Raw genomic sequence first — 12277 nt, 5'->3', positions numbered from 1 at the left:
CCAAAAACATTATAAAATTGACAATTTTTATAAAACGGCGGTGGTTGAGTTGGCCTTCGAGGAGTTTGATGACTTTGAATCCGCCCTGAAAGCGCTTATAGACAAGCTGGATTTTGACCTGGAGAACCCGCTCAATGACGTGGACAAGGTTCTCTGCATTGAGCCCCACCCTGATGACTGCGTCATCGGCATGGGGGGCACGATAAGGAAGCTGACTGAGATGGGGAAGGAAGTCGTCTACCTCTGCCTCACCGACGGCTCAATGGGAACCACCGATGAAAGTGTTAGCGCCCACGAGCTGGCATTAACCCGCAGGCGGGAGGAGGAAGAGAGTGCAAAAATGCTCGGCGTGAACAGGATTATCTGGCTCGGCTACAAAGATACGGAGCTCCCCTACACCGTTGAGGCGAGGAACCAGATAATCAAGGTCATAAGACGCGAGAAGCCTGACGCCGTTCTCGCCCCCGACCCCTGGTTGCCGTATGAGGCCCACCCCGACCACGTAACCGCCGGCAGGCTCGCCCTTGAGGCAGTTTCGTTCTCCCCGTTGCCAAACGTCGTTCCGAGCGACCTCCAGCTGGGCATAGAGCCCCACCAGGTTGATGTCCTCGGCTTCTACTACACCGCGAAGCCCAACTACTTCGTTGATATAACCGACCTTATGAAGCTGAAGCTGAGGGCGGTCAGGGCCCACCGGAGCCAGTTCACCGACGATGTCTGGGAGAAGTGGGAGCCGTTCCTCAGGACTGTGGCGCTGTATTATGGAAAAAAGGTCGGGACAAAGTACGCCGAAGGCCTGCGCTTTATCCCCGGGCTGTTCCTGCACATAACGCCCTTTGCGGAGCTCATTTGAGCTCCTTCTTCACTATCCTTTCGAGCTCGCCGAGGAACTTCTCCAGGGGCATCGTGTCGAGGCCGAACTGCCTTATGGGCTCGTAGCGCTTGGGGTTGTCCGTTACGAGGAGGCTGTTGGTGCATATTGCCGTTGAGGCCGTCAGTATGTCCTCAAGGTCGAGCATGATGCCCCTCTGGAGGAGCTGGCCCTCTATCTGGGCCCCCTTGGTTATTATCCTGTCGTCGAGAGGGATTATGTTGTAGATGTCCTTGAGGACTTCCAGCTCCTTCTCGACGTTCCTCTTGAGGTAGGCCTTGGCCGAGAGGTAGCGGTAGACTGTTATTATCGAGAGGGAGACGTTGAACTTGGCGAGCGTTATTTCTAGCTGTCTCTTTCTCTTCGCTGTGTGCATTTTGAGGAGCGTTATGCTGTCGAAGGTTATGTCGGGAGGCAGCGGCATGGTCAACTCCCCTTCTTCTTTTCGAGTATGTTAATCAGAGTTTCTGCCTCTTCCTCATCAACGATTACGTTGTCCACCTTCTTGTCGAGCTCGACGAGGTGCCACGTCTCTATGAGCTTCTGAAGAACCTCGTCGTAGGAGCGGGCATCGAGCTTGTCCTTGAGCATCTTAATCTTCTTCCACGTCTTCTCATCAACCGCTATCGTCTTCATTCCAATCCCTCCTTTACAACCTTGCGGTACGTTTCAACGCTGTTCCTCCTTGGTATGCGCTCCTTTGTTATCATGTCCACTTCGTAGAGGCCGAAGCGGATTTTGAACCCCATGGCCCATTCGTAGTTGTCGGTCAGCGCCCAGTGGAAGTAGCCCCTAACGTCTATTCCGTTCTCGACGAGCCTCCTGACTTCCTCCACGTGCTCAACTATGTACCTTGGGCGGAGTATGTCCTTTGAGTCTGCCACGCCGTTCTCGGTGATGTAAACCGGCTTCCCGTACTCTGCGCCCTCCACGGTGGAGTCGTATAACCCTTTCGGATAGACCTCCCAGCCGAAGTCACTAGTCGGATTGTTGTCCGGGGAGACGCCGTTCGGGTTCCCGGAGTAGCCGTAGCCCTCAACCCCAACGAAGGTCACCATCGGGAGCTCCTTGAAGCGCGGCTCAACCCACTTGACGACCTCTCTCGTGTAGTAGTTGTTGCCTATCCAGTCGTTTCTTTCCAGGTGGGGGATTTTTACCGGGTTCCAGTCAAGCTCCAGGTCAACCCTACCCCGGTTCAGGGCCTCCAGGAAGAGCCTGTTGTGGAAGTAGTCGTAGTTCTCGGCGGCTTTGACGTCCCTGGCGTCGCTGGGGTTTAGTGGGTAGGCTGGGATTATGTTGAGTATTATCCCAACTGGCGCTTTTGTGTGCTCCTTTATCGCGTCATACGCCCTCGCGTGCGCCACCATCTGGTTGATTACAACGCGCTTCGCTGCTTCGGGGTTTAGGATTCCCGGCGGCCAGCCGACGTACGGGGCCAGATAGCCGAGCTCGACGGTCACCATGGGCTCATCGAAGGTCGCCCAGAAATCGACCAGCTCGCCGAACTTCCAGGCCGAATAGGCCGAGAACTTTACGAACTCGATTATGCTGTCCTCGTCCACCCAGCCCCTCGCCCTGCTCCCCTCGAAGTCGCTCCTCGTCCAGAGGGGGTCGTGAACCCAGATGGGCAGCGTCTGGTGGTTCAGGGTCACAAAGGTCGTGAAACCGAGCTTTTTGAGGTTCCTGAGAACCGCCAGGTAGTGGAGGATCTCCCTCCTGTTTGCGAGCCGGTCAAGTTCTTCAAGGGCTCCCTTTGTAACCTTCACGCACTTTATCAGGCCGTAGGAGTCCCTCTCGACTTTAACCTCTACCGAGCGCGTGGGGCAGGGAAATACCCTGCTCCACTCAATTGTGAGCTGGTAAGCGTTCAGTCCGAGGCCTTTAGCCAGGCGGTGGTCTATCTCGTAGAGCTCGTAGTTGTTTATCCCGTCTTCGGGCAGGTCTCCGCTCACGAGGTCGTTTTTGATGTTAAACGGGTCTCTGACCCAGTGCCACCAGTCGCTCCGGGAGTCTATATTCCTTCTTAGGGGATCTCCCATCTCGAACTGAAAAGCCGACTGCACGACACCCCAGAGGAAGTTGGACATATCCTTTCACCGCTTTTTGTTTTATAACTTTGTAATTATTTGTGGTTCTTATGGCTTTTATAGTTTTTGAGTGTGGCGGGGCACATTTCTGTAATTTGCGCACAGTTTATGCATTGAGGGACATAAACGTCCGCCAAAAGCTTTATATAGAATCCCAAAATGTTATAAAATTGACATTGTTTATAATGAGGTGACAAACTATGAAAACTGCAAAACGGTATCTGGCCATGGCCGTTGTGGCCGTGATGCTCGGTAGCGTTTTTGGTTTTGCTCCAGTCAGCGCCGCTTCGATGTATCCAAGGAGTGAGACGCTGTACACTGCCAACAGTGCTCCTCCGACAAACGCAAACCCGTTCCAAGGCGGCAATATCATCGGTCTCGATGGCCTCATATTCGAGCCCCTCGCGATGCTGAACTTCATGACCGGCGAACTTAAACCCTGGCTCGCCGAAAGCTGGGATTGGGTGGAACCAAACGTTTTCCAGGTCAAGCTCCGCTCAGGGCTCAGATGGCAGGACGGTGAGCCCCTCACCGCTGAGGACGTTAAGTTCTCCTACGAGTACTACCAGGAGATTGGGCTGAGGGACTGGACTGCCCTCGGCCTGAAGGAGATAAAAGTTGTGGATGACAGGACAGTCGAGTTCGTGTTTGACGGCACCCCTAACTACCAGCTCTGGCAGCTTCAGCTCTTCTACGGCTGGGGGCAGGGTGCCCTCATAATTCCGAAGCACATCTTCAAGGACGTTGACCCCAAGCAGATACCCAAGATGACGTTTCTCGGTGACGAGAAGAAGTACCTTGTCGGTTCTGGCCCTTACAAGCTTGATGAGGTCGTGGAGCAGCAGAAGGCGATTCTCGTCAGGAACGACGACTGGTGGGGCAACGACGTCTTCGGCAAACCGGCTCCGAAATACATCATCCAGCTCTACGTTAAGGACAACTCCCAGGCCGCGAACATGTTCATCAAGGGAGACCTCGACGTTGGAACCTACTACATTGACATCGTCCAGGCAAAGAAGCAGAACCCGAACCTCGCCAGCTGGCTTGAGGAGCCTCCGTACTTCCCGCCGGTTGCCCCGGTTCTGCTCTACTTCAACACCAAGAAGCCTCCAATGGACAACCCGCAGTTCAGGAAGGCCATAGCCATGGCCATAAACCCAGACCAGATTGTTAAGAACGGTCCCATCGGCGGAAAGCCCGCGGAGATACCCTTTGGAACCGGTCTCCTCCAGAAGTGGGCCGACAAGATAGACCTCGACGGCCTCGTTGAGAAGTACGGCTGGAATTACGGGGACATCGCCGAGGCCAACAGGATACTCGACGAGCTTGGAATGAAGAAGGACTCGAACGGCTGGAGAACCTACAACGGCAAAGAAATCGAGCTCCACCTCGTCACCTGTGCCGGCTGTTCTGACTGGATTTCGGCCGCGGAGATAATCCAGAACCAGCTCAGGGCCCTTGGAATCAAAGTCGTCATAGACAAGTACGACTGGGGTGCAATGATGGACAGGTACCACAACGGCGAGTTCGACCTCGGTCTCCACTGGTCCGGAACCTTCCAGCCGACCGCCTACGCTGTCTACAACGCCCTTCTCAGCGAGGGGGGTGTTGCGAACTTCGGAAACTACACAAACTCCGAGGCCCAGGGTGTGCTTGACGAGTTCTCTAAGACCACCGATCCAAACAAGGAGGCAGAATACGTAAAGAAGCTCAGCGAAATCTGGCTCAAAGACGTTCCCGCCGTCCCGGTTTACATGGCCACCCTGTTCTACGAGGCCAACACCAAGTACTGGACCAACTGGCCCAACGAGAAGAACCCCTACGGCGTCCCGATATTCTGGGCCAAGTATGGAACCTGGGGAACCGCCCTGGCGCTTCTGGGAGTTAAGCCGGCCGGCGAGGCTCCAGCAACGACCACGGAGTCTCATACAACTTCACCCTCGCAGTCCCAGGAGACCACGAGCACGCCCTCCAGCTCGACCAATGAAGAGGGTGGAGGAATCTGCGGCCCGGCCCTCATTGTGGGCCTTGCAGTCGTCCCGCTCCTGTTGAGACGCAGAAGGTGATGTCTCCTTTCCTTTTCCTTATCTATACAACAAACGCGGTGGGGGTAACAATGGGGTTCAAGAAATACCTCGCACGAAAGGTCTTTGTGTATGTGATAACCCTCGTGTTTGCCGTGACTCTCAACTGGCTCCTCCCAAGGCTTATGCCGGGAAACCCAATCGAGGCGATGATGTCGCGGAGCGGTAGCGCCGCGGGCCCTCAGCTCGTGAAGTTCTACGAAGAGCTCTACGGCTTAAACCAGCCGCTCTGGAAGCAGTTCATAAACTTCTGGTCCAACCTCTTCCACGGGGATTTGGGGTACAGTATGCTGTACAACGCCCCAGTTTCGAGTATAATCGGGCACGCCCTCCCCTATGATATAATCGTCCTCCTGCCTGCAATCGTTCTGAGCTGGCTTGTTGGAAACTGGCTCGGTGCAATCGCGGGTAAAAACAAGAAGTATGACAGGTACACGATGCCGGTCTTTTACTTCCTCGCGAGTATGCCCTACTTCTGGTTCGCGATGATTCTCGTCTACGTTATAGGTGTTAAACTCGGCTGGCTCCCGTATTCTGGCGCCTACGCGCCCGACATGGTTCCAAGCTTCTCGTGGGCGTTCATCAAGAGCTTCCTCAGCCACTGGATTCTGCCCTTCCTGAGCCTTTTCATAGTCATGATAGGCAGCTGGGCGATAGGAATGCGCAACATGATAATCTACGAGCTTGAAGCCGACTACGTCCGCTACCTTGAGGCCCTTGGCGCGAGCGAGAAGCTGATGACCAAGCACGCCTACAGGAACGCTATTCTGCCCCAGGTCACGGGTCTGGCCTTACAGCTCGGAATGATGGTTGCTGGGGCTATTGCGACGGAGATAGTCTTCAACTACCCGGGAATAGGAGTGCTCATAATGAACGCCGCCCTCAACCAGGACTACTTCCTCCTCCAGGGAGCGTTCCTGATCGTCGTCATCTCAGTCCTCGCGGCCAACTTCCTGATTGACATAATTTACGCCTTCATAGACCCGCGCGTCAGGGCCAGCTACACGGAGGGTTGAATATGCCCAGGAGGAAACGGTTCGAGGTCGTTAAAATCGCGTTCAGGAACAGAAAGTTCCAGTTTGGCTTTGGCCTCCTGATGTTTTTTGTAGTGTTCTCTCTCATAGGCCCGCTCCTCACTCCGTTCGCGTGGGACGGCCTCTACTATACAAAGGTCGAGGGCGTTAAAATAGCCTCCTACGGTGAGAAGACCCTCCCGCCGATGAGCAGGGAGGTCATAACGACGTACACGGGCAAGGAGGTCGAGGTTCTCCATATCCTTGGCACGAACATCAACGGCCAGGACCTCTACGCGAGGCTCGTCTACGGCCTGAGGACGAGCCTGTGGATAGCGTTCCTCGCGGCGGTTATAGGAACGGCCCTTGGAATAACGATAGGCCTTTTCGCGGGCTACAAGGGTGGCTGGGTGGACGAGCTCCTGATGATGTTCACCAACATAATGCTCGTTATCCCCTCTATCGTGCTCCTCATCTTGGTCGCGGCATACCTGTCCGCAAGGACGCCGGAAGTCCAGGCGGTCATCATAGGCCTCACCGGCTGGCCCTGGGTCGCAAGGGCCGTTAGAAGTCAGACCCTCTCGCTCAAGAACAGGGAGTTCGTCCACCTATCAAAGCTTGCTGGACTCAGCGACCTGAAGATTGTCTTCACAGAGGTAATGCCCAACATGATTTCCTATGTCTTCATGGCCGGAATCCTGCAGTTCAGCGGGGCAATCCTCGCGAGCGCCACCCTCGACTTCATAGGCCTGGGCCCGACCACAATGGTCTCGCTCGGAAACATCCTCCAGAGGGCAATAGCCTACAACGCGCTCCAGTTTGGCTGGTGGTGGTGGTTCATTCCGCCGGGGCTGATAATCACCCTCATCATCACGGCGTTGTTTTTCATCAACATCGGCCTTGAGGAAGTGTTCAACCCGCGCCTCAGGAGGGAGTAAAATGGCAATGCTCAACGTTGAAGACCTCAGGGTGTACTACTCAACGCCCCTTGGACACGTTAAGGCCGTTGATGGCGTCTCATTCGAGGTGAGGGAGGGGGAGGTCTTTGGAATAGCCGGCGAGAGCGGCTGTGGGAAATCGACGCTCGTCCACTCCTTAATCCTCAGAAAGCCCCCGATGGTGCACATGGGCGGTAGGGCCCTGTTCAAGGGCAGGGATTTGATGACGATGGACGTTAGGGAGTCCCGGAAAATCCGCTACACCGAGCTCTCCATCATCCCCCAGTACGCCATGAACGCCCTCAACCCCACGAAGAAAATCAAGGACATCGTTTGGGACTTGGCGAGAGAACACGGCCGCACAGACCGCGAGGAGGTTGAGAAGCTCCTCCGTGAGAGGCTTGAGATGGTCAAGCTCTCCCCAAAGGTCGCCGAGATGTACCCCGTTGAGCTCAGCGGCGGCATGCGCCAGCGCGCGACAATGGTCGTTTCGACCCTCCTCAACCCCGATTTACTCATCGCGGACGAGGTCACCTCTGCCTTAGACGTTACCACGCAGCGCGTCGTCATCGAGCTCCTCCACTACTTCATGGAAGAGGGAATCGTCAAGTCAATAATCTTCGTCACCCACGACTTAGCGTTGCTCGACAAGATAGCGGACAGGATAATGGTGATGTACGCCGGCAAGGTCGTCGAAATCGGCCCGACGGAAGAGGTCATCAACGAACCGAGCCACCCCTACACCCAGCTCCTCCTCAACTCCCTGCCGAGAATGGGCGTGCAGTACAAAAAGCAGAAGCTCAAGGGAATTCCCGGCTACCCGATAAGCCTTCTCAACCCGCCGAAGGGCTGCCGCTTCTACACGCGCTGTCCCTACGCCCTCGACAAGTGCCCGCACGTCGAGCCTGGGCTCGCCAAAGTGAGTGAAGAGCACTACGCGGCCTGCCACCTTCTCGGGGGTGAGGACTGATGAGCGAGCTTCTGAGGGTTGAGCACCTCACGAAGACGTTCACCTCCGGCCTAATCGGGGGCTTTGAAATCAGGGCCGTTGATGATGTCAGCTTCACCATGAAGAAGGGGGAGATAGTTTCCCTCGTTGGAGAAAGCGGCAGCGGGAAGACGACCATCGGAAAGCTCATCCTGCGCCTAATCCAGCCGACGGGCGGGAGGATACTCTTCGAGGGCAGGGACGTCCTCCAGATGAGCAAGAAGGAGCTCCGGCGGGACTACTACCGCCAGGTTCAGGCCGTCTTCCAGGACCCCTTTGCGAGCTTTAACCCCCTGTACCCGATAGACAGGTCCTTTGACCTTGTATTTGACTCGTACCTCCCTGACGTCAGCAGGGGCGAGAGGGACGAGGCAATCAACAAGGCCCTCGTCCAGGTCGGCCTCAACCCAGACCAGATTCGCGGAAAGTTCCCGCACCAGCTCAGCGGCGGCCAGCTCCAGAGAATCCTCATAGCGAGGGCCCTGCTGTTGAAGCCGAAGCTCCTCATAGCGGACGAGGCCGTCTCGATGCTCGACGCAAGCACGAGAATTGACATTCTCAACCTTCTCGGCGACTTCAGGGACAGGTACGGGACTTCTATCCTCTTCGTCACCCACGATTTGGCCCTCGGCTACTACATCAGCGACTCTACGATTATCATGTACCGCGGGACAGTGGTGGAGATGGGCGACACCGAGAAGGTCTTCTACAACCCGCTCCACCCGTACACGAAAATGCTCCTTGAGAGCGTCCCGGATTTGAACGTCAAGTGGGAGTTCAAGGGCATAGAGCCGGAGAAGGAAGAGGAAACCGTGTATTCCCTCCAGGGGTGCCGCTACGCCCCCAGGTGCCCCAGAGCCAGGAAAACCTGTTTCAGGTCGCGCCCGGCCCTTCTTGAGGTTGAAAAAGATCACTGGGTTGCCTGTCATCTTTACGGGGGTGAGTGAGGTGCACTCGACGATTAAGGAGATTAGAAAGACTCCTGAGGGAATAATGAAGGCCCAGAAAGCGTTTGAGGACTTCGTGGCCAATCACGACTTCCGGTTACCGAGAGAGATAGTGTATACAGGTTGCGGCAGTTCCCACTTCCTGTCGCAGCCGCTGGCCATGGCAACCACCCGCCTCGGGGGCAGGGGGTTCAGCGCCCCCTGCTCCGAACTTCTCTATTCACGCGAGTGGTACAGCATTGGGAGCCCCGAGCTCCTCGTTGCGATATCCCGCTCGGGGGAGACGACCGAGGCCGTTGAGGCCCTTAGGGTTCTTGATGTCCCCAAGTTCGCACTGACGGCCTACGAGAGCACCCTTTCAAGGGAGGCAGACTACGCCCTTGTCGTCCCGGCCCACGAGGAGAGCGTCGTCATGACTCACTCGTTCCCGGCCTTTTACTTCGCTTACCTCCAGCTACTGCTCCACTCCTACGGGGGGGAGACCCTCGACGCCGGTCACGTTGCAACCCTTACAGAAGAGGTTCTCGGGAACGAGGGCTACGTAAGGGAGCTGGTTGAGGGCTTCGATTTCAGAAACGTTATCTTTCTCGGCTCCGGGATACTCTACCCGATAGCCCTTGAGGCCATGCTGAAGATGAAGGAGATGGCCCTCTTCTGGAGCGAGGCGTACCCGACGTTCGAGGTCAGGCACGGATTCAAGTCAATCGCCGACGACGGAACCCTCGTTGTTCTCCTTGTAACGGAGCCCTTTGACTGGCACGAGAAGCTCACTAGGGAGTTCCAGAACCAGGGGGCGAAGGTTTTCACCGTCGGAAGGCGCGACACCGGGGCGGACTACTTCATCGAAGTCCCCGAACTGGACGAGCTTGCAAGTCCCGTCATCTACCTGCCGATAATTCAGCTCCTCGCCTACTACAAGGCCGTATCGCGCGGTTTGAATCCGGACAATCCAAGGTTTCTCAGCAAGGTGGTCAAGTGGTGATGGTGATGAAGGTTGGCTACGATGGTAAGACTTACATACTGGACGGGGAGCGCTTCCTCATCTACGGGGGGACGCTCCAGTTCTTCAGGGTGCCGAGGGAGAGCTGGCGAGACAGACTGGAAAAAATGAAGAGGCGCAACCTCAATACCGTGGACACCTATGTCGCCTGGAACTGGCACGAGCCGGAAGAGGGGAGCTTCGACTTCACGGGCGAGACGCACCCCCAGAGAGACCTTGTGGGGTTCCTTGAGCTGGCGGACAAAGTTGGCCTTAAGGTCATCATAAGGCCCGGCCCGTACATCTGCGGCGAGTGGAGGAACGGCGGAATCCCGGACTGGCTTATCCAGAAACACCCGGAGATACTCGCCAGGGGCCCCAACGGCCCGCTTCCTGGAGACATCTACTACCCGCCGATTACCTATCTCCACCCGACCTACCTGGAGGCAGTCTCGAAGTGGTATGACGCTGTCCTCCCAATAATCAGGGAGTACCTCTACACCAACGGCGGACCGATAATAAGCGTGTCAATAGACGATGAGCCGTCCTACTGGGAGACAATCTTTCAGCCCTTCCTGACGGACTACAACGAGGTCATAATAAGACCCGGCGGCCTATGGGAGAGGTGGCTGAGGGACAACTACACCCTTGACGAGCTGAGCGAGCGCTACGGGACGCCCGTGGGGGACTACTCGGAAGTCCGCGCCCCCGCGAGCGAAGACGAGCCCCTGCCGAAGATACTCGACTGGCACCACTTCAAGATATGGATGACCAACCGCTACGTGGAAACCCTCTACGACCACCTCAAGCGCTACGTGGACGTCCCAATAAGCATACTCGACCCGTACCTGCTCCTCGCGGCGTGGAGGCACTTCTACCGCTATGTAACTGAGAGGGGCCTCAGCGTCCACCTGTGGACTGAGTTCTGGTACTCATTCTACCGCTCCTTCGACCTCAAGGAGGACAGGCTCGGCCACATCTACTACAAAACTGGAATCTACCGCTTCTACCAGAAGAGGCTCGGAACGCCGCCGCTGAGTATAGAGACCCAGGCTTCGCTCGCCCACACCATCGAGCCGGACGAGGCCGAGCACCTCTACTCGCTGATAGCCGCCCTTGGAATCCACAACATCAACTACTACCTCTACGTCGGCGGTGAGAATCCCAAAGGCTACGAGTCCCACAACGGGGTGACGTGGGACGTTTATTCGCCCCTCAGCCTTGACGGGGACGAGCGCCCTCACGTGGAGCCAATAGAGTGGCTCGGCGAGTTCCTGCTCAACAACCCCGGCTTTGCCGGCTCAGAGCTCCGGCCTAAGGTCGCCTTCGGTACCTACGAGCCGTACGAGGCTCTCTCAACCTTCGGACTCCGGGACGGTCTGACGGAGAGCGTGAACCTCAACGAGTACCTTTTCGGCGAGCGCGGGCTCTTGACGCTCCTGGCAATGAGCAACGTCCCCTTTGACGTCCTAGACCTTGAAGAGGCAAGCGTGGAGGAGATGCTGGGCTACGGCCAGCTCTGGGTTTACTCCCTCGACTTCATGTCCCGTGAAGTCCAGGACAAGCTCGCTGAGTTCGTCGAGAGGGGCGGAAACCTCGTAATCCTGCCGATGCTTCCGTATCTCGACGAGAACATGAAGCCCTACTCGTCCCTGGCAGAGTTCCTGGGCGTCGAGGTTGAGAGGGTTGAGGCGAGGGACAACGTTAGGCTTATCCAGTTCACGAGCGTTGAGAGCGACGGAATAGACAGAATGCTCGTCAGGAACACGGTTCGGGAAGTCAGGGGAGGGGAGCCCTTCGTCTTCCACTACGGGAAGCCCGCGGGAACGCTCGTTAGGAAGGGGAGGGGGAGTGCCATCGTCCTCGGCTTCAGGCTCCAGTACTACACAAGCTACCACGACCTGCACCGGAAGTTCGTTGACAGGCTTTTGGAGATGCAGGGGGTGGACAGAGACTTCAGCGTGACCGACAGGGACATGATAGCGATTCCGCGCGGCAACTACCTCGTCGTGCTCAACCCCCGCGGCCACAGGGTCTTCGGAAAGGTGAAGTATAGGGGAATCGAGGTTCCGAAGCTCCTAGACGGCATCGAGATGAGAAAGCGCGGGGCTCTCTTCATGCCCTTTGGCGTTAAGGTCGGGGGGGTTGAGGTCGTTTACTCGACTGCCACCCTGCTCGGCGGGGACAGCAGAACCCTCCGCTTCAGGAACCACCTGAGCGGTGCAAGCGAAGTCGCGCTGAGGGGCGTTGAGGAAGTCAAGGCGATTGAGGGTAGAATCGTGGACGAGAGCTTTGAGAATGGGGTTCTCAGGGTTGCCGTTGAGCATGGGGACGAGTTTGAGCTCCTAATCTGACATCTCTATTCGTTTT

Annotated in this window: 11 protein-coding genes; 8 read left to right on the top strand and 3 right to left on the bottom strand. The window is 56.5% G+C overall.

The window, feature by feature from the left end:
* Positions 1-49: 49 nt before the first annotated feature.
* Positions 50-853 carry a PIG-L deacetylase family protein gene (locus tag ACZ5ER_RS01130; RefSeq protein ID WP_050002477.1) on the top strand — a complete coding sequence of 268 codons (804 nt, stop codon included), beginning with the start codon at positions 50-52 and terminating at the stop codon, positions 851-853.
* On the opposite strand, the gene ACZ5ER_RS01125 is transcribed toward ACZ5ER_RS01130, so the two are convergent.
* From ACZ5ER_RS01125 to bgaS, 3 genes are read right to left on the bottom strand one after another with little or no spacing between them, the layout of a single operon-like run.
* Positions 846-1295: a type II toxin-antitoxin system VapC family toxin gene (locus tag ACZ5ER_RS01125; protein WP_050002478.1), complete on the bottom strand. Its 450-nt coding sequence runs from the start codon at positions 1293-1295 to the stop codon at positions 846-848. The genes ACZ5ER_RS01130 and ACZ5ER_RS01125 overlap by 8 nt on opposite strands.
* Before the next feature lie 2 nt (positions 1296-1297).
* Positions 1298-1507, bottom strand: a complete 210-nt coding sequence (locus ACZ5ER_RS01120; RefSeq protein WP_050002479.1) for a hypothetical protein — start codon at positions 1505-1507, stop codon at positions 1298-1300.
* The gene (gene bgaS / locus ACZ5ER_RS01115) at positions 1504-2958 is read right to left on the bottom strand and encodes a beta-galactosidase BgaS (protein ID WP_050002480.1); all 1455 of its coding nucleotides are present in this window, start codon (positions 2956-2958) and stop codon (positions 1504-1506) included. The genes ACZ5ER_RS01120 and bgaS overlap by 4 nt, the downstream gene beginning before the upstream one ends.
* Before the next feature lie 200 nt (positions 2959-3158).
* On the opposite strand from bgaS, the gene ACZ5ER_RS01110 reads away from it, so the two are divergent.
* Genes ACZ5ER_RS01110 through glmA form a run of 7 tightly spaced genes read left to right on the top strand, consistent with a single transcriptional unit; the run spans position 3159 to position 12261 of the window.
* On the top strand, positions 3159-5024 hold the full coding sequence (locus ACZ5ER_RS01110; RefSeq protein WP_464934614.1) for an ABC transporter substrate-binding protein: 1866 nt from the start codon (positions 3159-3161) through the stop codon (positions 5022-5024).
* Between the two features lie 50 nt (positions 5025-5074).
* Positions 5075-6058 (top strand): ABC transporter permease, encoded by a 984-nt coding sequence (locus ACZ5ER_RS01105; protein ID WP_050002482.1) that lies wholly within the window; start codon positions 5075-5077, stop codon positions 6056-6058.
* A gap of 2 nt (positions 6059-6060) precedes the next feature.
* Positions 6061-6993 carry an ABC transporter permease gene (locus tag ACZ5ER_RS01100; RefSeq protein WP_050002483.1) on the top strand — a complete coding sequence of 311 codons (933 nt, stop codon included), beginning with the start codon at positions 6061-6063 and terminating at the stop codon, positions 6991-6993.
* A gap of 1 nt (position 6994) precedes the next feature.
* Complete coding sequence (locus ACZ5ER_RS01095; RefSeq protein WP_050002484.1) at positions 6995-7963, top strand: ABC transporter ATP-binding protein; 969 nt, start codon at positions 6995-6997, stop codon at positions 7961-7963.
* On the top strand, positions 7963-8928 hold the full coding sequence (locus tag ACZ5ER_RS01090) for an ABC transporter ATP-binding protein (RefSeq protein WP_050002485.1): 966 nt from the start codon (positions 7963-7965) through the stop codon (positions 8926-8928). The genes ACZ5ER_RS01095 and ACZ5ER_RS01090 overlap by 1 nt, the downstream gene beginning before the upstream one ends.
* Complete coding sequence (glmD, locus tag ACZ5ER_RS01085; protein ID WP_320407206.1) at positions 8921-9910, top strand: glucosamine-6-phosphate deaminase; 990 nt, start codon at positions 8921-8923, stop codon at positions 9908-9910. The genes ACZ5ER_RS01090 and glmD overlap by 8 nt, the downstream gene beginning before the upstream one ends.
* Positions 9911-9915: 5 nt before the next feature.
* Positions 9916-12261, top strand: a complete 2346-nt coding sequence (gene glmA, locus ACZ5ER_RS01080; RefSeq protein ID WP_464935043.1) for an exo-beta-D-glucosaminidase — start codon at positions 9916-9918, stop codon at positions 12259-12261.
* The last annotated feature ends 16 nt before the right edge of the window (positions 12262-12277 follow it).

This window comes from Thermococcus marinus (genome assembly GCF_055389025.1).
This window is presented reverse-complemented; position numbering and strand designations above follow the sequence as displayed.